Genomic DNA, 25,872 nt, shown 5'->3' on the forward strand with positions numbered 1-25,872 from the left:
CTTGGTCGAAAAAATATTAAGAAATAAATTATTATTTATCTGTATTCATTTGGTTATTGGATATTTAGGAACAAAAGGCTTTTTTCCATCATTATTTGGTTTGATTACTATTATGCTGCCTATATTTATCATTTTTCAGACAAATAATAAAAATGAAGAAGCACTACTTTTTGCGGCTTATATTGTAGGCGCAGAGGTTTTTATTAGAATGACAGGAGGTTTTATTTTTTATGAAACCGGTAAGTATGCTGTATTACTATTTTTAACGATGGGCATTGTTTTAGGGAAGTTTAAACAAGTATTTTCTGTACAATATGTATTTTACATTCTATTATTATTGTTAGGAATTGTATTTACACAAGTTCCTGAAGGAGAGTCTTTAAGAACAAATATTACCTTTAATTTAAGTGGTCCTATCGTTTTAGGTATTGCTGCATTTTATTGTTATCAAAGAGAAATTACTTTAAAAAAGCTAATGGACATGCTTTTTTTTATGTTATTGCCGCTTTTTTCTATGATCATTTATCTCTACTTTAGAACGCCAGATTTAAGTGAAATCGTTTTTGGAGGGGAGGCTAATTTTGTAACTTCCGGTGGTTTTGGACCCAATCAAGTGGCATCAGCAATTGGTTTGGGCATGTTTATATTAACAGTCTATTTATTATCAAAACAAAAGCTGTCTGGGTATCTATTTCTAGATGCTATTTTTTTAATTTACTTTTCTTACAGAGGGCTATTAACATTTTCTAGAGGAGGTATTTTAACTGCTGTTGTCACTTTACTAATATTTCTCTTCTTTTATTTATTACATAAAAAAATTGCTTTTACTATCATACTAAGGTATGCATTAGTATCAATTGCTTTTATTTTGTCGATTTGGCTTTATACTTTAGACATAACAGGCGGAATGTTAAATAACAGGTATACCGGTAAAAATGCAATTGGAGTTCAGAAAGATATTACAACTGGAAGAGTTGATATATTACAAATTCAAATGGAAAATTTTTTAGAAAACCCTTTAGGTATTGGAGTAGGGAATGGAAAATATGAAAGATTAAATCAAGGAGAAGGAGTTACAGGAGCGTCACACAATGAGGTGGGCAGATTATTGGAAGAACATGGTTATATTGGTCTTCTTCTTTTAATAATACTTTTGGTGGTGCCTCTTTTTAACTTTTTTAGAGGGAACAATTATCAAAGAGCATTTATCCTCTCTTTCTATGCAATTTGGTTCTTGACAATTAATCACTCTGCTATGAGAATTGCTTTACCGGGTTTTGTATATGCACTTAGTTTATTAAATATTACAGGCACTAATGAAGAAGAAGCCGAAGATATAATTGATAAAAAGAGTGTAGATGATGCATAAACAGATTCTTTATATTGGTAATATGCATTCAGAAAACCCAACTACATTTAAAAATTTAAGTTTTTTTTTGAATAAAGAAGGGTATACAATATATGAAGCATCTGCTAAAGTAAATAAGTTTTTGAGGTTACTAGACATGTGTTTTTGTATTATTAACCTAAGGAAAAAGGTGGATTACGTATTAATAGATACGTATAGTACTTCAAATTTTTATTATGCTTTGGTATGTTCTCAACTAGCACGGTTTTTAAAACTGAAATACATTCCTATTTTACATGGAGGAAATTTGCCGCATAGATTAGAAAAATTTCCTAAAATGTCTGCACTAATTTTTAAAAACTCTGATGTGAATATTTCACCATCAGACTATTTAAAATATGAATTTGAAAACAAAGGATATGTAGTACAAAAAATCCCTAATATTTTAGAGACAGAGAAGTATCCTTTTCTTAAAAGAGAAATTATAAAGTCAAAATTACTTTATGTAAGAGCTTTTGATAACATCTACAATCCTACAATGGCAATCGAAGTTTTAAGGAAATTAGTGAAAATTTATCCAGAAGCCAAATTATGTATGATCGGTCCTGATAAAGATGGTTCTTTAAAAGATGTAAAAAGTTTAATTTCTAAATATAATTTAGAAAATAACGTTGAAATCACTGGTTTTCTTCCGAAAAGTGAATGGCATAAAAAATCAGAAGCGTATGATATTTTTATCAATACGACTAATATAGACAATACTCCAGTAAGTGTTATAGAAGCTATGGCGTTAGGTTTATCAGTAGTTTCTACAAATGTCGGCGGTATTCCTTATGTAATTGAAAATTTAGAAGATGGTTTATTAGTAGCTAAAAATGATGTTGAAAAAATGGTTGAGTATGTAATTTCTATAATTAATGGGAATCATAAAGATATTGCTATAAATGCAAGAGCAAAAGTTGAAAAATTTGGTTGGGAAAGTATAAGAAATGATTGGTTAAAAATTTTACGCTAATGATTTATAGAATTATTTATAAAATAGGTGAAAAGTTAAGAAACCCTTCTTTACAAGAAAAATATACCTTTCTTAAAGCTTCTGAAAAGTGGAGTTTAGACGAATTAGAAAAATACCAACTTAAAAAACTGAAAGAATTACTAAAAATAGCCACAGATAATTCTTCCTTTTATAAAGAGAAATTAAAAGATATAAATATATCTGAAATAAATTATTTATCAGATTTAAAAAAAGTTCCAATTATTACAAAAGAAGAACTTTTTAAATATAGCTCTGATGTACATACAAACATCAATTTTAAAAAACAGTTTGTAGCAAGAACTTCAGGATCTAGCGGTAGATCTTTAGTTTTTAATAGAGAAGAAGCCGCAGATTCATTTAATAGAGCAGCCATACAAAGAGGGTATTCTTGGTATAATGTGAATTATTGGGATAGAAATGGCTATTTTTGGGGGTCAAATTTTTCGTTTTTAAAGAAATGTAAAAATAGTTTGTTAGATAAAATTCAAAACAGATTTAGGGTTTTTAGCTTTAATGAAAAGCAACTTAAAAAATTTATAAATAAGTTGAAAAAGGCGCGTTATGTTCATGGATATTCTTCAATGATTTATCAAACAGCAGTTTTAATAAATGCTAAAAAATTATCTAAACCTTCTAAAATTAAGATGGTGAAAGGTACTTCAGAAAAAATATTAGAGAGCTACCAAGAAGAAATTATAGAAGCTTTTGGGTCGAAGATTATTAGTGAATATGGAGCAACAGAAGCTGGAATTATAGCTTTTGAATGCCCTTTTGGTCGCATGCACATAAACATGGAAGGTGTGCTTGTAGAGGAAATTGATAATGAAATAGTAGTAACCAATCTTCAAATGCATTCTTTTCCTATTATTCGGTATAAATTAGGAGATTATATTAAGTTAGATTTAAGTGGAGAAAAGTGTAAATGTGGATTGGAACATCAAATTTTAGAAGAAGTTACCGGCCGAATAGGAGAAAATATTTACGGTTTCAACAAAACATATCCAAGTTTATATTTATATTATATTTTTAAAAATCTTTCCGAAAACTTTAATATCGAATTGAATTATCAAGTAATTCAAGAGCAAAAAGGGGCATTAACTTTTTTGATAGAACAAATGATAAATACCTCGGAAGAAAACAAATTAATTTGTGAAATAGAAAAATATTTTAAGAAAGATATTAGCTATGAGGTAAAGAAAAATTCAACTTTTAGTCTTCAGGAAAAGAACAAACTTAAAAATTTTATTTCTAAAATCAATGAATAGTTTAGTCTCAATAATTACTCCAAATTATAACTCAGAAAAATTTATAGCACAAACGCTACAAAGTATAAGAGCTCAAACCTATAAAAACTGGGAACTTATAATTGTAGATGATTGTTCTACGGATAAGAGTTTAGACATTATAGAAACGTATTCTAAAACAGATAAAAGAATAAAAGTTATTAGATTGAATGAAAATTCTGGTGCTGGTATTGCTAGAAATAAAGCTATTGAAGAAGCTACTGGTAACTTTATTGCTTTTTTAGATAGTGATGATTTGTGGCATCCAGAAAAGTTAGAAAAGCAACTCGCTTTTATGGTTCAGAAGAACTACAACCTAACGTACACTTCTTATAATGTTTTCAATGAAAAAGATGCAGAACCAAATAAAATAGTACTTTGTAAGCCGACCTTAAATTACAGCCAAATGTTGTATTCAAATAAAATAGGGTGTCTTACAGCGATGTATAATAAGGATAATTTAGGCAAGATATATATGCCGGAAATTAGAAAAAGACAAGATTATGCACTGTGGCTTAAAATTTTAAAAAAAGAAGAAAGAGCATATGGTCTTCAAGAGGTTTTAGCGTGTTATAGAGATAGAAGTAATTCTATATCAAACAATAAAGTTGAAATGTTAAAATGGAATTGGATTTTGTATAAAAAAGTAGAAGAATTATCTTATTTTCAGTCTTTATTTTATGTAACTTCAAATGTTTTAAACAAGATATTTTAATGACTCAAAAAAAATATTTTAATATTTCTGAAAGAAAAATACTTTTAAGAGTAACGGATATACTGGTTATTATTGTCAGCTTATTTATGTCTTTTGAAGTATTAGACTTCAATTATTTTAGCTTTAAAAATGAGGCTATTTTTGGTTGGGTATCTTTATTAGTTTTCTACTACTTAATTTTTGGAGAAATTTTTCAGTTATTCAATTTAAACATCTCTAATAATAGATATTTAGTCGTAAGAAGTATTGTGGTTACCGCATTTATTACGACAGTATTCTATATTTTCACGCCTTTTATAGCGCCTGTTTTACCAAATAATAGACTTCAAATTTTATATCTTTTTTTAATTTTAATTGTACCAGTTACACTCTGGAGGTTTATTTATATACAAGTAATTTTTTCTCCTAAATTTTTTAAGACCGTAATTTTTATAGGCAAATCAGAAAAAATAGAAAAGCTTATAAACCAAATCAAAGGAGATAATTATCATAATCTAAGAGCTTATTTCTCTGATAGAGCAATTGAAAATGCAGAAGGTTTTAGAAATATAAACACCGATAAATTAGCTGAATTTTCTCTAGATCATTCAATTAATGAAATCATTGTTTCAAAAGAAGGTTTGCCAGAAGAAGTAATTAGTTCTTTAAATAAAGAATTGATATTTTTATTTCAAAAAGGCTTACATATTACAAGCTATGAAAGTTTTTATGAAAGCATTACTTTAAGAATACCAAAAGAATATTTAGAACAGAACTTCTACAAATACATCAATTTTAGTAAGAATAATACGAACAGGTTTTATCTTTTTGGATTAAGAATTACAGATATTATTGTTTCTTTTATTGGAAGTATTTTATTTTTATGTGTTTCTCCATTAATTTTAATTGGAAATTTATTTGGAAATAGAGGTCCGTTATTTTATTCTCAAAATAGAGTGGGGCAAAATGGTAAAGTTTTTAAAATATTTAAACTGCGTTCTATGGTTACAGATGCAGAGAAAAACGGAGCAGTTTGGGCACAGAAAGAAGACGTTAGAATTACCTCTTTTGGTAAATTTTTAAGAAATACTAGACTAGATGAAGTGCCTCAGTTTTTTAATATTCTAAAAGGGCAGATGAGTATTATTGGGCCAAGACCAGAAAGGCCAGAGTTTGTAAAAGATTTAGAAGATCAGATTCCTTTTTATGCAATTAGGCATGTTGTAAGACCGGGATTAACGGGGTGGGCACAAGTTAATTATCCGTATGCAAATACATTAGAAGAGCAAGAAACAAAATTAAGATACGACTTGTATTATATTAAAGAAAGAAATGCTTTTTTAGATTTTAAAATACTGATTAAAACAATTACGACGGTATTATTTTTTAGAGGGCAATAAGTATTTATAGAGAAAGACATACCGTATAAAAAACAAAACCAATAAAGGCATTACCGCAACAGGAAATATTTGAACTCCTAGTATCCATAAAATTGGAATTATCATTAAAAAGAGTAAAAGGATTAAAATATATTTCTGCAGCCATTTCCGAGCTTTCTCTTTTAGGATTAAAAAAGCAACGAACAAATTCGGAAGAAATGCCCATAAAATATTAAAATTATTAGGCGCCGTTTTATGTGAAGAAAAGATCCATAAATACGTTATAATTACTCCGATTAGGCCGGTTGTAAAGAAAATTATAAAGTCTAAATATTTAGTTCTCTTGTTATTTTTAAAATCTTTATATGTAATAAAAACCACGAGCAATAGTAAAAAAGTAAATACAGTGAAAGGATGAAATGCGCTTGAAGAATTGTCTGTTTCATCAAAATTTAATAAAACATCTTCTCTTTTTACAAGGTCTATTAATTTTTCACCATTCTTAATTTTTCCATTTTCGAAGGTTTTATAAAGGTAATCTGGTAAATAAGTATACGATAATTGATTTCTTTTTTCGTCTAAAATAGTTCCTGCAATTAAATTAATTCCGAAATTACCCCAAGTGTTCCAATAGATTTCTTGGTTCATTAAACCTCTTAATGTCTTATTATTTTCAATTTTATCAGAATTTAAAAGGACATCCTCATTTAAAATAGTCTGTGTAATGTCTTTAAGTTTAGAAGCACAATTATCAAAAAAAGGATCGTACAAATACGTTGCATTTTCTGCTAAAGCATTGTTTTCTAAATAAACAAAAAATTGCTGTTTTTCTGTTTGATTTAGGTTTAATACTTGTTGTTTTAACCAACGTTTGTCTTTTTTGTAACTTGCTAAAAAGTATTTAAAATCATATCTAGCAAGTAAATAATACATTTTACCCTGTGCGAAATTAGAATAGAAGTTAGGCGCATTAAAATCGAAAATTCCGTAATTATAAATAAGGTCTAATTTTAATAGAGGATCTTTAATTCTGATTGCCGAATGACCAAATTTTTCATACAATTCTTCACCAGGACCCGCAGTAACGATAGAAATTTCTGAATAAACAGAAAGATGTACTTGAGCATTATTTTTAATGATTGATAAAAAACAAAATAAGATAAGTAAGCGTAATTTATTCTTCATAAAAATTAAGGTCTAAGAAAAGTATAATCGAAAGTAATTGAGAAAATATTAGAAAACAAAGCATTACCAACACTCCCAATATTTGTTAGAGCATAATCTATTCGAATTCCTCTGTAGTTGAAACCAACACCAAAATTTGGCTGTAAAGACACTGATTTAGAATCGTTAAACTGAGTTATATATTGAAAGTTACCAACACCAGCTCTTAAATAAACAATGTTGTCATAATCTAGTTGAAAGCCAATTGCAGGATCTATACTTCCTACATCCGAAGAAAAAAGATCATTCGTTCTCGCAAAACGAACATTTAAATCTACTTCTGCAAGTAAGTTGAAATAGCGCCCAATTCTAAATTCTCTAGCTATACCTATTTGTAATTTTGGTTTTGTAATTTCCGTGGTTTCTGGTAATTCTTGATTTTGCCCAGGAATAGCATCTTTAATTTTATCAAATTCAACCTGATTTATTGCCCAACTATTAAATGTTGTGGTAATATCTCTTGCCATGATTCCGAATTTCCAATCGTTTCTTTCAAACTGAATTCCAGCATCGAATCCGAATCCCCAAGAAGAAGCAAAATCACCAATGGTTCTTCTCACTATTTTAGCATTCACACCAAATTTTACATTTTTAAAAATAAGATTTCTAGCGTATGCAATATTAAAGGCATAATCTGCGGCAGAAAAAAGACTAATTCTATTAAAATCGATATTTCCTTCGCTGTCAATTAATTCTGTAGTATTTAGAATGTCATCCACACCAAAACGGATTATAGAAATACCAAAAGCACTTTCTTTGTCTATTGGCATTGCAAACGCAGCATGGTTGTAATTTGCTATTCCAGCAAAATAAGAAGCATGCATTAAAGAACCTTGATAATCTTCTATACCAACTAAACCCGCAGGATTCCAGTATATAGAATTTACATTATTAGAAGTAGCAACAACCGCTTTACTCATTCCTAAAGCAGCAGCATCTACACCAATATTTAAAAATTCGTTAGAATAATTTCTAAAGGATTGTGCGCTTAAAAAGAATGAAAAAAATAAGAATAAAAGTAAAATTCTGAATTTCAAAATATAAAAATTTCTGTAGCAAATATCTTAAATACTATTTAAAATAACTGTAGTTTTTAAAAGTTATTGTTTAGGAAGCTTCAATTAAAATATTTTCTGCTATAAACTTAGTTATTCTTTTTTCTAACCAAGTGTTTTCATGCGGTTTAAAAGAGCTCATAAAACCACAATGCCCGCCATAATCTGGAATTTCTAAATAAAAATGATGAGATTTTAGGGCTTCTTTTCTAGGGTAGCATTCTTCAGATAAAAAAGTATCATCTTTTGCATTAATTAATAAAGTGGGTCTATCAATATTAGAGATAAAAGGTTTTGCACTCGCTTTTTTCCAATAATCTTCTGGATTTTTAAATCCGAAAACGGGCACGGTGTACAAATGTTCTAAGTGCTTAAATTTAGTCGCTTTAAATAATTTGTCTTTATTTAAATTGTATTCTGGAAATTTATGAGCTTTTTCTAAAACTTTGTTCTTCATTGTTTTAAAAAACATTTCGATGTATAGTTTGTTCTTTAATTTTTCCATTTCTACTTCTGCCGAAGCTATATCTATCGGGACAGAAATTGCAATTCCGCCTTTAATTTTTTCTGATAATTTTTGTTGATATTCGCCTAAATATTTCAACGTTAAATTGCCTCCTAAACTAAAACCAATCATTAAAATTGAATCGTAATCATAGTTTTCTAAAAGATGATTTACAACAAAATCTACATCTTCCGTTTTTCCACTGTGGTAGGTGGCTAACAATAAATTATCTTCACCACTGCAACTTCTTAAATTAAAACAAACAGTATCTAAGCCTTTTTTATTTAGATGATTAGAGGTAGATGCAATGTATTTTGATTCTGAACTTCCTTCTAAACCATGAATTAAAAGAACTAAAGTTTTTGAACCCACCAAAGAAAAATCTAAATCGATAAAATCTGCGTCCCAAGTTGTAATTCTTTTTCGCTGATAACTACAAACATCTTTCATAAAAAGGGGTCTGTACATGGTATTAAAATGACTGTTTCTAAAAGGCAAAGTAGGAGAGAAGTCCGATTTTAATAGTGGCATTTATTCAGTTTTAATTGCTATTTTTTAAAAATACATAAAAAATAAAGATTTTTAGAAAATTACCAAAAGAGGATTTGTTATTTTAGCGTTTTAATCAAAATAACATATGAAAAAACACATTCCTAACTTAATAACGCTCGGTAATCTTTTATGCGGAACAATTGCAACAATTTTGGCGGTTCAAGGCGATTTTGTTTTAGCAGGGGTATTTGTTGTCATAGGAATTGTTTTCGACTTTTTTGACGGATTTGCGGCACGTCTTTTAAATGTCTCAGGAGAATTAGGAAAACAATTAGATTCTTTAGCAGATATGGTTACAAGTGGTGTTGTTCCAGGAATTATTATGTTTAATTTGATCGATCTAAATAATAATTCAAGCTTTGATAATTCTTTAATGGATTATAGTTTGCTCTCTTTTATGGGGTTATTATTAACTTTAGGAGCTTGCTACCGACTTGCAAAATTTAACATAGACACAAGGCAATCAGAATCTTTTATTGGTTTGCCAACACCAGCAATGAGTTTATTTGTTATTTCATTGCCTTTAATACAAGAATATTCTAACATCGAATTTGTTCAGAATCTAATTGCGAACAATTACTTTTTAATAGCGGTTACTTTAGTTTTAACGTATTTAATGAATGCTGAAGTTGCATTATTCTCTTTAAAATTTAAAGAATATTCACTGAAAAATAATTTAGTAAAATATTTATTTTTATTAATTTCATTAGTAATGATTGTCACTTTAAATTTTATTTCTGTACCAATTATTATAATATTATACGTAGTTTTATCTTTAATACAGAAAATAGATATTCCTAAACAAAATTCATGATACCAGCTAATTTACCTCCAAATGAAGCAGAAAGGTTAAACGTTTTAAATTCTTATAATATTTTAGACACTTTACCCGAAGAAGATTATGATGCAATTACAAAAATTGCTTCAGGTATTTGTAATACTCCCATTGGGCTCGTCTCTATTATAGATGAAAATAGACAATGGTTTAAATCTCACCATGGTTTAGATGCTACAGAGACACCAAGAGATCTTGCTTTTTGTGCACACAGTATTTTACAACCAGATGAGTTATTTATAATCAATGATGCAACAAAAGACAAACGCTTTCATGACAACCCATTAACCACAGGTAAACCTAATGTAGTTTTTTATGCTGGTGCTCCATTAAATAGTTCAGAAGGGTATCCTTTAGGCACTTTATGTGTTATAGACAATCAGCCAAAAGAGCTGAGTGATACTCAAAAAGAGAGTTTAAAGTTATTAGCAAAACAGGTTGTTCATCTTTTAGAATTAAGAAAAAAAAACCAAGAATTAACAACAGCGAATAGCGAAGTTTTAAGGTTGAATAAACAATTAAGTGAATTCGCATATCGATTATCACATGATTTAAAAACACCTATAAGTGGAATAAAATACCTTTCTGAAGTAATACAAGAAGATTATGCGGATAAATTAGATACACAAGGAAAAAGTTGGCTTAATTTAATTTCTTCCCGCAGCTCTTATTTATATTCATTGGTAGAAGGAATGTTGAATTTTACAAAGACTACAAATGCTGAAATCGTTTTTGAAACGTTTCATTTAGAAGGTTTACTAGCTCAGATTAAATCTTCTAGTAATTGGAATAATTCTTATAAAATTAGTTATTCTGGCTGTACTATATCTTTAAAACAGTCTAAAATAGCTTTCATTCAAATATTTCAAAATTTATTATCAAATAGTATAAAATTTAATGATAAAGCAGAAACCGTTATTTCTATTTCTCTAGAAGTAGAATCAGATTATTACCGCATAATTTACAAAGATAATGGTCCTGGAATCGAAGAAAAATACCATAATAAGGTATTTGGACTTTTTGAAACGTTAGATAGTGAAAAAGGTACTGGAATTGGGCTGTCTACCGTTAGTTCTATGCTAGAGAGGTTAGGAGGGAGTATTGATCTTAAAAAAACCAAAGAAGAAGAAGGAGTTGAATTTTGTCTAAAATTTCCAATAATTAAAAATTAAAAAAACTTCCTTTTTTTCAATTCAAAATCTTTACCTAGATACACTTTACGTACCATTTCATCTGCAGCTAATTCTTCTGGAGTTCCTTCTTTTAAGATGCTTCCGTTGTACATTAAATAGGTTTTATCTGTAATTGCTAAAGTTGCCTGCACGTCATGATCTGTAATTAAAATACCAATATTTCTATCTTTTAAATGTGCTACAATGCTTTGTATGTCTTCTACCGCAATAGGATCTACACCTGCAAAAGGTTCATCTAATAAAATAAAATTTGGGTCAGAAGCTAAACAACGTGCAATTTCGGTTCTACGTCTTTCGCCACCAGATAATAAGTCTCCTCTGTTTTTACGAACATGGCCAATATTAAACTCTTCTATTAAAGATTCTAATTTTATTTTTTGTTCTTTTTTAGAACGTCCTGTAAATTGTAAAACAGACATGATATTGTCTTCTACAGATAATTTTCTAAAAATAGATGCTTCTTGTGCCAAATACCCAATTCCTTTTTGTGCACGTTTGTACATGGCGTCTTTGGTTATTTCTTCATCATTTAAAAAGATCTTACCTGCATTTGGCTTTATCATGCCAACAATCATATAGAAAGAGGTAGTTTTTCCAGCGCCATTTGGTCCTAAAAGACCAATAATTTCACCTTGCTGAACTTCCAAAGAAATTCCTTTTACTACCTTTCTACTTCCGTAGATTTTTTGAATGTTTTCTGCTTTTAAAATCATATTTTTTATTGATGTGTAATTGTAAAACCTTTTAATTGTTCATTTGTGTAAAAGTAATAAACATGCCGTTTAAGAGTCTTAAAGCCTTCTTAAACATGTAATTATTTACACCGTTAAAAAATTACATGTTTAAAAATTACAATTTAGGCTCGGAGTTTTTTACAAACTTAGAATGACAAAAGTTAGGCTTATTTAATAATTAAAACCAACCGCAAAAACACAAATTTTTAACTTAAAGTGTTATTGCCACTAAATATTGCCCACTTAAAACTGCCAACTGATTTACTCATTTTCTAACATTTCCCAATATTCCACTGCCTTTCTTAAATGCGGAATAACAATAGTTCCTCCAATTAAGTTCGCAATAGACATGGTTTCCATCATTTCTTCTGTAGTAACCCCGTTCTTTTTTGATGCTTCTAAGTGATATTGTACGCAATCATCACATCTTAAAACTGTGGAAGCTACCAAACCTAACAATTCTTTGGTTTTTACAGGCAAATGCCCTTCTTTAAAAGCATTTGTATCTAAATTAAATATTCTTTTAATAACTTTATTATCAGAAGCTAAGATTTTTTCGTTCATTTTAGAACGATAATCGTTAAACTCTTGGACTTTTTTGTGCATCTTTTTGTTGTTTTTTGATCACCATTTTAGAGACTTTAATACTTATTTCATATAAAATAAGTATTGGTATTGCTACAATAACTTGACTAGCAATATCTGGAGGCGTAATAATAGCAGCTAAAATTAAGACAACTACCAACGCATGTTTTCTGTATTTTTTTAGAAATTCTGGAGTTACCAAACCTATTTTTGTCAAAAAATAAATTAATACAGGCAATTCAAAAAGAATAGAAATTCCTAATAACATATTTGTAACTAAACCAATATGAGAATCTAATGTAAAATTGTTTTGTATTAAATCTGAAATTTGATAATTGTATAAGAAATGTATAGATATGGGTGCAATTACATAAAAGCTAAAAGCGATTCCGCAGAAAAATAAAAAGGAAGCAATAAAAATAAATCCTTTAGAGTTCTTCACTTCTTTACTAGTTAATCCTGGAGAAATAAAACGCCAAAGCTCCCATAATAAATAAGGAAATGATAAAATAATACCTAAAATAAATGAAGACCAAATGGCATTCATTAATTGTTGTGTAGGTTTTAAACTGATTAAATTATCGTTAAATTCTACATTACAGAAAGTACTATCGACTCCTATAAAATTAAAGAAATCACAAAAGAATTGATAGGTAATAAAATCGGGCTTCCTATGCGCCAACAAAAAGTGTTCATACACCTCTTTTTGAAAAATAAATAATAAAACACCAATGATAAATATTGCAGCCGCACTTCTTACTAAGTGCCATCTTAATTCTTCTAAATGCCCTAAAAAGGACATGTCTTTTTGTTTTTCTGCCATTAGAAAATTCCTTCTTTAATTAAATCGTGTAAATGAACCACACCAACGTATGTATTGTGTTCATCAACTACTAATATTTGGGTAATACTATTGGTCTCTAGTTTTTCTAAAGCTTCAATAGCCATTGCGTCTTGTTGCACTGTTTTTGGGTTTTTACCCATAATATCTTTTGCAGTAACGTGATGTATGTCTGTTGTTTTACTTAACATTCTTCTAATATCACCATCTGTAATAATACCAACTATTTTTTCATTTTCTAAAACGGCTGTAACTCCTAATCTTTTCTCAGAAATTTCTACAATTACTTTTACTACGGAATCATTTAGGTCTACTTTAGGCGTTTGATTATTTTTAATCAAATCGGAAACCCTTAAATACAAACGCTTTCCCAAAGCACCACCTGGGTGATATTTTGCGAAATCTTTACTAGAAAAACCTCTTAAGTCTTGCAAACAAACAGCCAATGCATCTCCCATAACTAATTGTGCTGTTGTGCTAGATGTTGGCGCTAAATTATTAGGACATGCTTCTTTTTCTACAAATGTATTTAAAGGGAAGTCAGAATTTTTTCCTAAAAAAGAAGCTACGTTACCAGTAATGGCAATTATTTTATTTCCGTAATTTCTAATTAACGGAACTAAAACTTTAATTTCTGGGGTATTTCCACTTTTAGAAAGGCAAATAACAACATCATTTTCTTGCACGTTACCTAAATCTCCATGAATGGCATCTGCAGCATGCATAAAAATTGCAGGCGTTCCAGTAGAATTAAAAGTAGCAACCATTTTTGTCGCAATATTTGCACTTTTGCCAATTCCGGTTACAATAACTCTTCCGTTAGAATTTAAAATAAAATTAACTGCTTTTTCAAAGTTTTCGTCTAATAAATTTGCTAAATTCGCAATAGCACCGCTTTCTAATAAAATGGTCTCTTTTGCTGTTTGTAAAATAGGATTTGATTTTTTCAATAGTTTGGTATTTTATCAGAATAAAAAAAAGTTATATCTTTAGATTAAGAAACAAGCAAATTTACTACAAAAAAAAGTTACAACCAATATTATAGAAGGTTTGTGCGTTGTTTTTAATGTTAAACGAATATTTTTATAAATGGATTTACATGGTCCTCTAAAAAAGTTCTTTGGATTTAATAAATTTAAAGGCTTACAAGAGCAAGTTATTAAGAGTATAGTAGAGAGAAATAATACCTTTGTTATTATGCCAACAGGGGGTGGTAAATCTCTGTGCTATCAACTCCCAGCATTAATGCAAGAAGGTACAGCAATTGTAGTTTCGCCATTAATTGCTTTAATGAAAAATCAAGTAGATGCCATAAGAGGTATTTCTGAACATAACGGGGTTGCACACGTTTTAAATTCTTCTCTAAATAAGACTGAGATTGCTCAGGTTAAAGAAGATATTACCAACGGTATTACAAAACTATTATACGTTGCGCCAGAATCTTTAATAAAAGAAGAATATGTGCTTTTTTTAAGAACACAAAAGATTTCTTTTGTGGCTATAGATGAAGCGCATTGTATTTCTGAATGGGGACATGATTTTAGACCAGAATACAGAAATTTAAAACACATTATTAAAGCGATTGATGATGTACCTGTTATTTGTTTGACTGCAACTGCTACAGAAAAAGTACAAGAAGATATTTTAAAAACATTAGGTATTACAGATGCAAATAGATTTAAAGCTTCTTTTAACAGGCCTAATTTATTTTATGAAGTAAGACCAAAAACCAAAGAGGTAGAGAAAGATATTATTCGTTTTGTGAAGCAACGAATAGGAAAATCTGGAATTATTTATTGCTTAAGTAGAAAAAAAGTAGAAGAAGTTGCTCAGATTTTACAAGTAAACGGATTAAATGCTGTTCCTTATCATGCTGGCTTAGACGCTAAAACGCGTGTGAGGCATCAAGATATGTTTTTAATGGAAGATTGTGATATTGTGGTTGCAACCATTGCATTTGGTATGGGAATTGACAAACCAGATGTTCGTTTTGTAATTCATCACGATATTCCTAAAAGTTTAGAGAGTTATTATCAAGAAACTGGTAGAGCTGGGCGAGATGATGGAGAAGGATATTGTTTGGCTTTTTACGCGTACAAAGATATCGAGAAATTAGAGAAATTTATGTCTAGCAAGCCAGTTGCAGAACAAGAAATTGGGCATGCATTATTACAGGAAGTTGTTGGGTATGCAGAAACTTCAATGAACAGGCGTAAATATTTATTGCATTATTTCGGGGAAGAATTTGATGAAGTAAACGGCGATGGAGCCGATATGGATGATAATTCTAGAAATCCGAAGAAAAAACATGAAGCAAAAGAAGATGTTGTAAAATTACTAACTGTAATTAAAAAAACGCTTCAAAAATATAAATCTAAAGAAGTTGTAAATACACTAATTGGCAAAGAAAACGCCTTATTAACTTCACATAAAACACATTTACAACCCTTTTTCGGAATCGGTAAAAATAAATCTGCCGCATATTGGATGGCGTTAATTCGTCAGGTTTTGGTTGTTTATTTCATCAAAAAAGAGATTGAACAATATGGTGTTGTGAAACTAACGGATGAAGGAAGAAAATATATTGAAGAACCTTCTTCTTTTATGATGACAGAAGATCATTCATATTCAGAAGAAAATGACAATGCAATTATTACAAATGCAAAATCTTCTGGCGGAGTTTCTGACGTAGTTTTAGTAAAACTGTTAAAAGATTTACGTAAAAAAGTGGCTACAAAACAAGGAGTTCCTCCATTTGCTGTTTTTCAAGATCCATCTTTAGATGATATGGCTTTGAAATATCCTATAAATTTAGAAGAAATGTCTAAAGTTCATGGAGTGGGAGAAGGTAAAGCCAGAAAGTTTGGAAAAGATTTTGTTGCGTTGATTACCACGTATGTTGCCGAAAATGATATCTTAAGACCAGACGATTTAATTGTTAAAAGTACAGGTGTTAATTCTGGATTAAAATTATATATTATTCAGAATACAGATAGAAAATTACCATTAGATGATATTGCCAAGTCTAAGGGCAAGGAAATGAATGATTTAATTAAAGAAATGGAAGCCATTATCTATTCTGGTACAAAGCTGAATATTGATTATGCGCTAGATGATTTGTTAGATGAAGATCAGCAAGAAGAGATTCATGAGTATTTTATGGAAGCTGAAACAGATAGTATACAAGAAGCTTTAGATGAGTTTGATGGGGATTACGATGAAGAAGAATTGCGTTTAATGCGTATTAAATTTATAAATGAAGTAGGGAATTAGAATCGATATTTCTTATCAATAGCATATTTAATTAATTCATTACCAGAAGACAAGTCTAATTTACGAATCATGTTTTTTCGATGTGTGTCTATGGTTGTTTTTGCTAAAAATAATGTTTCTGCAATTTCTTTTGATGTTTTTCCGTTTGCGATTAAACCTAGGATTTCTTTTTCTCGGTTTGATAAAATAATTTTATCCGAAGAACCAATTGTTACATTTTTATCGATATAATTATTCATAAAGTTGAAAGCTACATTAGGATCAAAGAAAGTTTCACCGTTTGAAACGGCAATAATTGCTTTCGAGAGCATTTTAATTCCCGAATTTTTTAAAAGATAACCCGTTGCACCAGCATCTAACATTTGCTTTATCGCTTCTGGTTGATCAAACATAGTCATTGCTAAAACATGAATGTGCGGAAACTTCTTCTTTATTATTTTAGTAGCTTCAATTCCGTCCATTTTTGGCATTCTAATATCTGTAATAACCATTTTTGGTTGCTTTAAAGAAACCAGTTTCACCAATTCTTCTCCGTTATTTACGGCACCAATAATCGTAATATTCTCGTCATATTCAAAGAAATATTTTACGCCGTCTATTAGCATTTGATGATCTTCTGCCATTATAATTGTAATCATAGTTTTGTTTTCAATAAAAATACATCAATTTATATCTTATAAAATCACTATCAATAGGTATTTATACAACCGGAATATTAATAATTATTGAGGTTCCTTTTTTTGGTGTTGAGTCAATTTCAAAAGTACCTTTTAAATGTTTTATTCTAGTTTTTATAGCTCCAATGCCCATTCCTTTTTTTATATCAATTTTTTTTGTGTTGAAACCTTTTCCGTCATCTTCAACAATAATATTAAGGTTTTTATGAAAAAGAGAAATGTTTATCGTAATATTATGTGCTTCAGCATGCTTTATAACATTGGTAATTAATTCTTGAATTGTTCTAAAAACACTGATTTCTAAACTATTTTCCAACCTTTTATTCAGGCCAAAATCAATTACTTCAATTTTAATTTTATCTGCGGATGAGATTTTTTCTGCCATCATTTGTACGGCAATTAGCAACCCCTGATTTGCAATAACGCCAGCATTTTTGGCATGTGCAATACTTCTTACCTTTAAATAGGCTTCATCAATTAAACTTTCTGTTTTATCAAATAATTTATCTTGATTGATTTTCTTTTTATCTTTATGTATTTGAAGGTTCTCGAAATGCATTTTTAAAGTAGCTAAAACAGAACCTAAATTATCGTGTAAATCTTCTGCAATTTGCTTACGCTCTTTTTCTTGTCCGTCTACCATAGCATTTATAGTAATTAGCTCCTGCTCTTTTAAAAAGGTTAAGTTTTTCTGAGTTTCTAACTCAGTTTCTTGTTCAGCTAGTTTTCTTTTTCTTTTTGAATTTTTAAGCGTTAAAAAACCAATGGTTCCTCCTAAAATAATAAATAGGAGGGATGCAATTAAAAGATTTCTGTTCTGTTTCCTTTTTTGCTCAATTTCTAAATTATCTTGTTTAAGTTGAAGGTTTTCTTTCTCTTTTTTTTCTGTTTTATATTTCGTTTGAATATCTCTTATCGCTAAAAGATGATTATTTTGATTAAATGAAAACTGATTTCTTCTACTCGTTTTAATATGTTGATATGCTTTTTCGTAATTATTAGTTTTCTCATAGATTAAAGACAACCAATAATCAAAATATATTTTTTTTCGATCAATTAATTTCCCTGTATATTGGTCAATCGTTTTTAACTCCTTGATAGCTTTCTTAAAATTATTATTGTAATAATAGTAGATTGCTAAATTTAATCTAGAGCCAAGATTAGAAAGGATATTAACTCCAAGAGAATCGTTTTTATTATTTGCTAAAGATTTGTAATATAAATGATAAGCTTCTTTTTTACTAACAAATTCCTCTAGGTAATTCCCTGCAATGATTAATAACTTATTATTGTAAGAGTGAATATTGAGCGTTTTTATCAAGCTTAAAGTTTTATTATAATTGGTATTAGACAAGCTTAAATCTGTATTTTTAATACCAATACTCAAGTTATAGAAATCGGCTATTTGAATATCTAATTCGTCAAAAGCTACTTTCTTATATAATACTGTGTAATTTTTAAAGGAATAATCTTTAAGTATAAAAATATCATTATGATACTCTAATATTCTACGTAGAACTTCTCCTTTAAGTGTCTTTAAATCAGTTTTTTCTAAAGTTTTTAATAATTCTAAATAAATAGATAAAACAGAAACATCAGCATTTTTTTTATAATAATAGTTAAAAAGAGCATAATTTAGTTTTGAAATTGTTTTTATAAAAAGGTTGTTAGAACATTTTGTAGCTTCGTAAAATAATGGTTTGTAGTTTTTTAAATATCCGACTCCTTTATTTTTAGATAATGCTATAAAAAAATGAAGTTCGTAACTTTCTGCACATTCATCATTCTTAAAATTAAAAGTTTCAATTATGTTTTCTGCTACTTCATAATTTTCATTCCGAACCTCAATTAAGAAATCATCCATCTTACTATTTTGAGAAAACAGCAAAATAGATGATTTTAATAAGAAGAAAACTAAAATTATTAATCTCATTTATTTAGAAAAATCTTACATAAATATCTCTACATGGTCTACTTGTTACATAAAAAACAGTTTCTTTTACTCCGTTTACAGGAATTATAAGTTCTGTTTTTACAGGTGAATCATGCGGATCATATAAATTATTAGTACTGTAATCTATATAGGAAACACCCCTAATTTCATCTCCATCTCTTAGGTAATGGTTTTGGTCGATAAAATTTAAATCATTAATATTTGTTTCAATAGGAAGTTCTTCTTTATGATGATTTTCATATTCTAAATGTACAAACATTAAGTGATTGCTAGAAAAATTAGAAGTAGGTTCAGTGTTTTTATAATGTTTGTGATTTAGATTCTTAAATTCTAAAGAAATATTGGTCATTTCATCATTAGCAAAAAGAGGTTTTAATTTTATAGTAAAAAAGAAAACATAGTCTTTTATATCTTTATCATAAATAAATTTTATTTCAGAGGCTACGTTAGATATTCCATAAGTAATACTTCCTGTGTAATTTTGAATTTTAACATCGCAAGAATTAGGCGTGAAGGAATCTTCTTTAAAATAGAATTTTGCATATATACTGAAGAAGGTGTTGTTTGCAGAATCTGAAGTTATTCTTTGCCATTCAGCGTTTTCTTTTTGTAATTTAAAGGATGATCTTAGGGTTTCATGCATTAGATTTAGTTTTAGTTGGTTGTAATTATTCCCAATATCATAAATATCAAGACACCAAACATACCTACAACTAGGTATATTCAACTCACTAAAAATAAGCAAAAAAATTATAAAGTAAAAATGGTAAGTAATATTCCTAAAAGAATGGCCGTAAATTTCTGTAAGTTAAAGGTATGATTCTCTGAGCTTTCAAAAAGAATTATTGTAGAAATATGTAAGAAAACACCAATAATAACGGCTGTAATTTCTGTATAGTAGTTTATGAAAAAATCAATTTTATCTCCTAGTAAAACTCCTAACGGACTCATAATTCCGAAGAAAAAGAGGAAACTAAAAACTATTTTTTTTGAATATTTTGTTTGAATTAAAAAGGTAGTTAATACAATAGCAATGGGAATTTTATGAACAATAATTGCCCATAATAAATTATCACCTGCATGGTGAATAGGCAAACCTTCAGAAAAAGCATGCAAGCACAAACTCACAAAAAGTAAAGTAGGAAACTCTTTGCCATCTGAATGAATATGAATGTGACCATGTTCTGCTCCTTTAGAAAAAGATTCTAATACCGATTGTAAAATGATACCAATTAAAATAAAAATACCTACTCTTTTAGAATCTGTAGTTTCTGTATACACTTCTGGTAATAAATGCAAAATAGTAACAGATAAAAGATAAGCACCACTAAAAGCCAATAACAAGCGCACAATTTTATTACCAGGTTTTATAATAAAAACTAGTAACGCGCCTAAAAGTACAGAAGCAATTAATAAGATGTAATTCATTTTGCAACTATAATTAAGCGGTTAGAATTTTTAGCATCGAAGGTCTTTAAATGATAATCGCCAAAAATATGTTCAATTGTAAAACCAACTTTCTCTAAATAAGAAGTCATTTTTTCTAAATCTAAATATTTTACACGCTCGGTATATGAGTGATTTTCGCCATCAGCAAAAAAAGAAATATGTTTTAGAATAAAGCCATTTGTAATCTCTCTTTTAATATGAAAGGTAATATTGTCTACAGATTTTGTTTCCTCTTCAACCAAATTTTCTTTTACCAATACAGCGTTTAAAAAATCGAATACAAAAAAACCATTTGATGTCAATCCGTTTTTAATATTCTGTAAAATTAGAATATCTTCTTGGTCATCCTCAAAATAGCCAAAGCTTGTAAACAGGTTAAAGACAGCGTTGTATTTATTTTTGAAAGCCGCTCGCATGTCATGAACTTTAAACTTTAAAGAATCATTTTCATAGTTTTTAGCAGCATTAATACTGTTTTCAGACAAATCGCCACCCGTAACTTTATAACCTAAAGAGTTTAAAAATACAGAATGACGTCCTTTCCCACAAGGTAAATCTAAAATGTGAGCAGCTTTTTTTAAACCAATAAACTCAGTAATATTTTTCATAAATAACTGAGCTTCAGAATTATCTCTTTCTTTGTAAAGAATATGATAATACTTTGTATTAAACCAATCTGTAAACCAATCTTTTGTTTTCATAAGCGCTTTCAGTCTGTAAAAGTAACCAAATCTTACGTTCTGTAAAATGAAATTATAACAAACTATATTTTTTTATAAAAAACCAATGATTCCTTAAATTTATAAGAATAAATAAGGCCAATTTTATTGTATTATTTTAAGTGAAAACTTCCTAGTTCTAACTTCATCAATTTAAACAATAAAACGTATTTTTGCAACCAATTTTATACGTATGGAAAAAGATTTTAAAATGACGGCAACAACACTTTTCGGTTTAGAAGGTGTTTTAGCAGAAGAACTAAAAAACTTAGGAGCTCAAGATGTAAAGGAAGCTGTAAGAAGCGTTTCTTTTAGAGGAGACAAAGGTTTTATGTACAAAGCAAATATTGCTTTAAGAACTGCTGTTCGAATTTTAAAGCCTATAAAAGTTTGTAAAATTTACGATGAAGAAGATCTTTACGATTCTATTCAGAAAATAAAATGGGAAAATTATTTAGACGTAGAAGGTACATTCGCAATTGGTGCCGTTGTAAATTCTAAGAACTTTACAACTAATTCTCACTATATCTCATTAAAATCTAAAGATGCCGTTGCAGATTATTTTCGTCATAAATATAGCAAAAGACCCAATGTAGATTTAAAATATCCAGACGTTAAAATCCACATTCACATTCAGAAAGATTTATTAACTGTTTCTATCGATTCTTCGGGAGATTCTTTGCACAAAAGAGGGTATAGAACTGCTACAAACATTGCGCCAATTAACGAAGTTTTGGCAGCAGGTATGGTTTTATTATCGGGGTACACTGGTGAAGAAAATTTTATCGATCCAATGTGTGGTTCTGGTACAATTTTAATTGAAGCAGCAATGATTGCCAATAATATTCCGGCAAACATCAACAGAAAACTCTTTGCTTTCGAGCAATGGAAAGATTATGATGAAGACTTGTATTTTACAATTCAAGAATCTTTATTAAAGAAAATTCGTTCTTCTCATTTTAAAATAATGGGATTTGACAAAGCACCTTCTGCAGTTGAAAAAGCAATTGCCAATGTAGAAAATGCTAATTTAGACGAGTTTATTGGTGTGCACCATGTAAACTTTTTTAACTCTAAAAAAGAAGTTTTTGGAAACACCACTATTTTATTCAATCCGCCTTATGGAGAGCGTTTAAATATCGATACAGAAGAATTTTACAAGAAAATTGGCGATACGTTAAAAAATAATTACCCAGGTTCTACAGCATGGTTAATTACTTCAGATTCAGACGCTTTAAAAAGTGTTGGCTTAAGAACTTCAAAAAGAATCGCATTAAAAAATGCCGATTTAGACTGTAAGTTTGTAAGATACGATTTGTACGAGGGAACGCGTAAATTTAAAGAACACAAAGAAGAAACGGATACAGATTCTGAAACAGATTTAGAAGACTAAGTCATTGCGAGGAACAAAGTAGCCCGCTAATGTAATGCACTAAATTTTTATTAGAAGCTATTTCCTGCTTTTCACTGTATCTTTTTGTAAAAAACAAAAAGGATGCCGTTTCAATCAGGGCTAATTCTTTTTTGCTGACTTTTCGTCATTGCGAGGAACAAAGCGAGCTACTTTTTAAATGTATTTTCACTTTCTATTAATAGATTGTTTTCCATTGTCATTCCGCAATGAACCTTTTTAGGTGATTGCGGAATCTCTATAGTTACAACTCATAAATAGTAGTTTTAATATCGTTCATTTTGCACTCTGTTGAAATGACATTCTTTGTTTTAATGCTATTTAGTTACTGTAATTTTATTTTCTAAATGTCATTCCGAAATGAACCTTTTTAGGCGATTGAGGAATCTCAACAGTTATACCTTAAAAAATAGTAGTTTTCTCATCGCTTATTCTTCACTTTGTCGATAAGACACTCTTTATTGTAAGTTAACAAAACAATCTTTCCTTAAAAACATCATTTTAATTCTAATTTTATTAGTTTTGATTCACTTTAATTATAGAGAATATCTGTTCGATCAATTTCTAATGATTTAATAGGAATTACTAGAACTAGTTAAAAATCGAATTCTAAAAAATGCACTTTATAGACGTCATATTACCAATTCCTATTCAGAGAACGTTTACGTATTCTGTAACAGAAGACGAAGCAAATTTCTTACAAAAAGGAATGCGAGTAGCAGTTTCTTTTGGCAAATCTAAAATGTACACAGGCTTGGTTCTTAACATTCATACAAACGCTCCAACGCTGTATGAAGCCAAAGAAATTCATCAAATTTTAGATGAAACACCATTGGTAAATGAAAAGCAATTGCAATTTTGGCAATGGATCGCTAATTACTATATGTGTTCTTTGGGAGATGTTTATAGAGCCTCTTTGCCATCAGCTTTTCTGTTAGAAAGTGAAACCGTTATTTTTAAAAATGATGCTTTTTTAGATGATGCTATTTTAGCAGATGACGAATTTTTAATTTTTGAAGCGTTACAGCATCAATCTCAATTAACAATTCATCAAGTTATTGCAATTTTAGGCAAGAAAAAAGTAATGCCGATTGTAAATGCGCTTATTCAAAAAGAGGCAATTACTATTAAAGAAGAAATTTACGAACAGTACAAACCTAAATTGGTGAAATATGTTCGTTTACAAGCAAAATATAACTCAGACGATTCTTTAGGAAAACTATTAGAAGAATTATCGAGAGCAAAAAAACAACGAGAGGCTGTTTTAACTTTCTTTCAGTTATCATCTACCAAAAAACCAATAAAAGCCAAAGATTTAGAAGAAAAAGCAAAGGTTTCTGGGACTATTTTAAAATCTTTGGTAGATAAAGAAATTTTTGAATTTTATCATATTCAGATTGATAGAGTTCAATTTAAAGGCGACACCAACGATTTAAAAGTGTTAAATGAGTTTCAAGAAAAAGCACTTCAAGAAATTAAAGAAACCTTTAAAGAAAAAGATGTGACACTTTTACACGGAGTTACAAGTTCTGGTAAAACAGAAGTGTATACAAAACTGATTCAGGAAGTTCTAGACGAAGGGAAGCAAGTTTTATTTTTGTTACCAGAAATTGCATTAACCACACAAATAATTACACGATTACAGTTTTACTTTGGAGAACAAATTGCTGTTTTTCATTCAAAATACTCCGTTAATGAAAGGGTAGAAGTGTGGAACAATGTTTTAGAAAATAAACCCAAAGCACGTATTGTTTTAGGTGCAAGATCTGCTGTTTTTTTACCTTTTTCTAATCTAGGGTTGATTGTGGTAGATGAAGAACACGAGACTTCTTACAAACAATTCGAGCCTTCACCAAGATACAATGCAAGAGATTGTGCTATTGTTTTAGCAAAAATTCACAAAGCAAAAATACTATTAGGTTCTGCAACGCCTTCTTTAGAAACGTATTTTAATGCACAAGAAAATAAATACGGATTTGTAGCTTTAAATAGACGACATGGAAATGTATTGTTGCCAAAAATTGAACTAATAGACGTTAAAGAAAAGCAGAAGAAAAAGGAAATGAAAGGTCATTTTTCTGACAGACTTCTAAAATTAATTCAAGAAGCTTTAGATTTAAAAGAACAAGTTATTTTATTTCAAAACAGACGTGGTTATTCACCTGTAGTAGAATGTAAAACTTGCGGAGTTTCACCAGAATGCCCAAATTGTGACGTTACCTTAACGTATCATAAATTTAGAAATGAATTGCGTTGTCATTATTGTAATTACCAGCGTGCAATGCCAAATAGTTGTGGCGCTTGTGGTAGCAATACTTTAGATACAAAAGGTTTTGGTACAGAACAAATAGAATTAGAATTAACAACTTTATTTCCCGATTTTAAAATCGGTAGAATGGATTTAGATACCACGCGTGGAAAATACGGATATCAAAAAATAATTGGAGCTTTCGAAGCCAAAGAAATAGATGTTTTAGTAGGAACTCAGATGCTTTCTAAAGGTCTAGATTTCGAAAATGTTTCATTAGTCGGAATTTTAAATGCCGATACCATGCTCAATTTTCCCGATTTTAGAGCGCATGAACGCGGTTATGATATGATGGTACAAGTTTCTGGTAGAGCAGGAAGAAGTAAAAAACAAGGACATGTAGCCATTCAAACTTACAATCCTTATCATCAAATATTGCAGCAAGTCTCTACTACAAATTATGCAGAAATGTACAAGGAACAAATGCAAGAACGCTGGCAATATAAATATCCGCCGTATTTTAGAGTGATAAAAATCACGTTAAAACACAAAGATTATAATAAAGTTGATAGTGGTGTAAATTGGTTATTCAAAGCATTACATACTTCTTTCGGAGAACATGTCTTAGGGCCAACAGCTCCATCAGTTTCTAGAGTGAGAAATCAATATATAAAGAATATTGTCATTAAAATTCCGCCAAAACAAAGTTTAGTAAATACGAAAGCTCAAATTACTAAAATTAGAAATACGTTTGAAGCAGTAAAGGATTTTAGACCGATTCGATTTATTATTGATGTAGATGCGTATTAAATAAATAAGTAGTTTTCAGTTAACTTGTTTTTATTAGCACCTTTAATAAATGTCTGTTTGAGCACAG

At 29.4% G+C, this 25,872-nt stretch carries 22 protein-coding genes; 10 read left to right on the forward strand and 12 right to left on the reverse strand.

What is annotated here, in order from left to right; all coding sequences use genetic code 11:
• Position 1 precedes the first annotated feature (1 nt).
• The 5 genes from ES045_RS03460 to ES045_RS03480 are packed head-to-tail and all read left to right on the forward strand — an operon-like array spanning position 2 to position 5,761.
• A complete protein-coding gene (locus ES045_RS03460; RefSeq protein ID WP_147112476.1) occupies positions 2-1,369 on the forward strand; it encodes an O-antigen ligase family protein in 1,368 nt (455 codons plus the stop codon).
• The gene (locus ES045_RS03465; protein ID WP_147112479.1) at positions 1,359-2,363 is read left to right on the forward strand and encodes a glycosyltransferase family 4 protein; all 1,005 of its coding nucleotides are present in this window, start codon (positions 1,359-1,361) and stop codon (positions 2,361-2,363) included. Before ES045_RS03460 ends, ES045_RS03465 begins: the two co-directional genes overlap by 11 nt.
• Complete coding sequence (locus tag ES045_RS03470) at positions 2,363-3,649, forward strand: phenylacetate--CoA ligase family protein (RefSeq protein ID WP_147112481.1); 1,287 nt, start codon at positions 2,363-2,365, stop codon at positions 3,647-3,649. Before ES045_RS03465 ends, ES045_RS03470 begins: the two co-directional genes overlap by 1 nt.
• Positions 3,642-4,382: a glycosyltransferase family 2 protein gene (locus ES045_RS03475; RefSeq protein ID WP_147112484.1), complete on the forward strand. Its 741-nt coding sequence runs from the start codon at positions 3,642-3,644 to the stop codon at positions 4,380-4,382. Before ES045_RS03470 ends, ES045_RS03475 begins: the two co-directional genes overlap by 8 nt.
• Entirely contained in the window at positions 4,382-5,761 is a 1,380-nt protein-coding gene (locus ES045_RS03480; RefSeq protein WP_147112487.1) for a sugar transferase, read from the forward strand. The genes ES045_RS03475 and ES045_RS03480 overlap by 1 nt, the downstream gene beginning before the upstream one ends.
• Here ES045_RS03480 and ES045_RS03485 read toward each other — a convergent pair.
• The 3 genes from ES045_RS03485 to ES045_RS03495 form a co-directional block, all read right to left on the reverse strand.
• Positions 5,741-6,925: a DUF4105 domain-containing protein gene (locus tag ES045_RS03485; protein ID WP_147112489.1), complete on the reverse strand. Its 1,185-nt coding sequence runs from the start codon at positions 6,923-6,925 to the stop codon at positions 5,741-5,743. The two genes, ES045_RS03480 and ES045_RS03485, sit on opposite strands and share 21 nt — an antisense overlap.
• A 5-nt stretch (positions 6,926-6,930) precedes the next feature.
• Positions 6,931-8,001, reverse strand: a complete 1,071-nt coding sequence (locus tag ES045_RS03490) for a PorV/PorQ family protein (RefSeq protein ID WP_147112492.1) — start codon at positions 7,999-8,001, stop codon at positions 6,931-6,933.
• A gap of 70 nt (positions 8,002-8,071) precedes the next feature.
• Positions 8,072-9,055 carry a YheT family hydrolase gene (locus tag ES045_RS03495; RefSeq protein ID WP_147112497.1) on the reverse strand — a complete coding sequence of 328 codons (984 nt, stop codon included), beginning with the start codon at positions 9,053-9,055 and terminating at the stop codon, positions 8,072-8,074.
• 106 nt (positions 9,056-9,161) lie between these two features.
• Here ES045_RS03495 and ES045_RS03500 point away from each other — a divergent pair, with 106 nt between their 5' ends.
• Both ES045_RS03500 and ES045_RS03505 read left to right on the forward strand, forming a co-directional pair.
• Positions 9,162-9,890: a CDP-alcohol phosphatidyltransferase family protein gene (locus ES045_RS03500; protein WP_147112500.1), complete on the forward strand. Its 729-nt coding sequence runs from the start codon at positions 9,162-9,164 to the stop codon at positions 9,888-9,890.
• A complete protein-coding gene (locus ES045_RS03505; RefSeq protein WP_147112503.1) occupies positions 9,887-11,083 on the forward strand; it encodes a GAF domain-containing sensor histidine kinase in 1,197 nt (398 codons plus the stop codon). The genes ES045_RS03500 and ES045_RS03505 overlap by 4 nt, the downstream gene beginning before the upstream one ends.
• Here ES045_RS03505 and lptB read toward each other — a convergent pair.
• From lptB to ES045_RS03525, 4 genes are all read right to left on the reverse strand, one after another.
• Complete coding sequence (gene lptB, locus ES045_RS03510; RefSeq protein WP_147112506.1) at positions 11,080-11,817, reverse strand: LPS export ABC transporter ATP-binding protein; 738 nt, start codon at positions 11,815-11,817, stop codon at positions 11,080-11,082. The two genes, ES045_RS03505 and lptB, sit on opposite strands and share 4 nt — an antisense overlap.
• 282 nt (positions 11,818-12,099) lie before the next feature.
• Positions 12,100-12,444, reverse strand: coding sequence for a carboxymuconolactone decarboxylase family protein (locus ES045_RS03515; protein WP_147112509.1), 345 nt, complete (start codon positions 12,442-12,444; stop codon positions 12,100-12,102).
• On the reverse strand, positions 12,419-13,246 hold the full coding sequence (tatC, locus tag ES045_RS03520) for a twin-arginine translocase subunit TatC (protein WP_147112512.1): 828 nt from the start codon (positions 13,244-13,246) through the stop codon (positions 12,419-12,421). Before tatC ends, ES045_RS03515 begins: the two co-directional genes overlap by 26 nt.
• Positions 13,246-14,214 (reverse strand): SIS domain-containing protein, encoded by a 969-nt coding sequence (locus tag ES045_RS03525; protein ID WP_147112514.1) that lies wholly within the window; start codon positions 14,212-14,214, stop codon positions 13,246-13,248. Before ES045_RS03525 ends, tatC begins: the two co-directional genes overlap by 1 nt.
• A gap of 139 nt (positions 14,215-14,353) precedes the next feature.
• On the opposite strand from ES045_RS03525, the gene ES045_RS03530 reads away from it, so the two are divergent.
• Positions 14,354-16,537 carry an ATP-dependent DNA helicase RecQ gene (locus tag ES045_RS03530; RefSeq protein WP_147112518.1) on the forward strand — a complete coding sequence of 728 codons (2,184 nt, stop codon included), beginning with the start codon at positions 14,354-14,356 and terminating at the stop codon, positions 16,535-16,537.
• On the opposite strand, the gene ES045_RS03535 is transcribed toward ES045_RS03530, so the two are convergent.
• The 5 genes from ES045_RS03535 to ES045_RS03555 all read right to left on the reverse strand — a co-directional run bounded on the left by ES045_RS03535 (position 16,534) and on the right by ES045_RS03555 (position 21,318).
• On the reverse strand, positions 16,534-17,175 hold the full coding sequence (locus ES045_RS03535) for a response regulator (protein WP_189663020.1): 642 nt from the start codon (positions 17,173-17,175) through the stop codon (positions 16,534-16,536). The two genes, ES045_RS03530 and ES045_RS03535, sit on opposite strands and share 4 nt — an antisense overlap.
• A 61-nt stretch (positions 17,176-17,236) precedes the next feature.
• Positions 17,237-19,147, reverse strand: coding sequence for a sensor histidine kinase (locus tag ES045_RS03540; RefSeq protein ID WP_147112521.1), 1,911 nt, complete (start codon positions 19,145-19,147; stop codon positions 17,237-17,239).
• Positions 19,148-19,151: 4 nt separating this feature from the next.
• Complete coding sequence (locus ES045_RS03545; protein WP_147112523.1) at positions 19,152-19,811, reverse strand: hypothetical protein; 660 nt, start codon at positions 19,809-19,811, stop codon at positions 19,152-19,154.
• Positions 19,812-19,918: 107 nt separating this feature from the next.
• Positions 19,919-20,596: a ZIP family metal transporter gene (locus ES045_RS03550; RefSeq protein ID WP_147112526.1), complete on the reverse strand. Its 678-nt coding sequence runs from the start codon at positions 20,594-20,596 to the stop codon at positions 19,919-19,921.
• Positions 20,593-21,318, reverse strand: coding sequence for a class I SAM-dependent DNA methyltransferase (locus ES045_RS03555; RefSeq protein ID WP_147112529.1), 726 nt, complete (start codon positions 21,316-21,318; stop codon positions 20,593-20,595). Before ES045_RS03555 ends, ES045_RS03550 begins: the two co-directional genes overlap by 4 nt.
• Before the next feature lie 211 nt (positions 21,319-21,529).
• Here ES045_RS03555 and ES045_RS03560 point away from each other — a divergent pair, with 211 nt between their 5' ends.
• Positions 21,530-22,729 carry a class I SAM-dependent RNA methyltransferase gene (locus tag ES045_RS03560; RefSeq protein ID WP_147112532.1) on the forward strand — a complete coding sequence of 400 codons (1,200 nt, stop codon included), beginning with the start codon at positions 21,530-21,532 and terminating at the stop codon, positions 22,727-22,729.
• A gap of 634 nt (positions 22,730-23,363) precedes the next feature.
• Positions 23,364-25,805: a primosomal protein N' gene (gene priA / locus ES045_RS03565; RefSeq protein ID WP_147112535.1), complete on the forward strand. Its 2,442-nt coding sequence runs from the start codon at positions 23,364-23,366 to the stop codon at positions 25,803-25,805.
• The last annotated feature ends 67 nt before the right edge of the window (positions 25,806-25,872 follow it).

This window comes from Polaribacter sp. IC073 (genome assembly GCF_007997075.1).
Classification (GTDB): Bacteria; Bacteroidota; Bacteroidia; order Flavobacteriales; family Flavobacteriaceae; genus Polaribacter.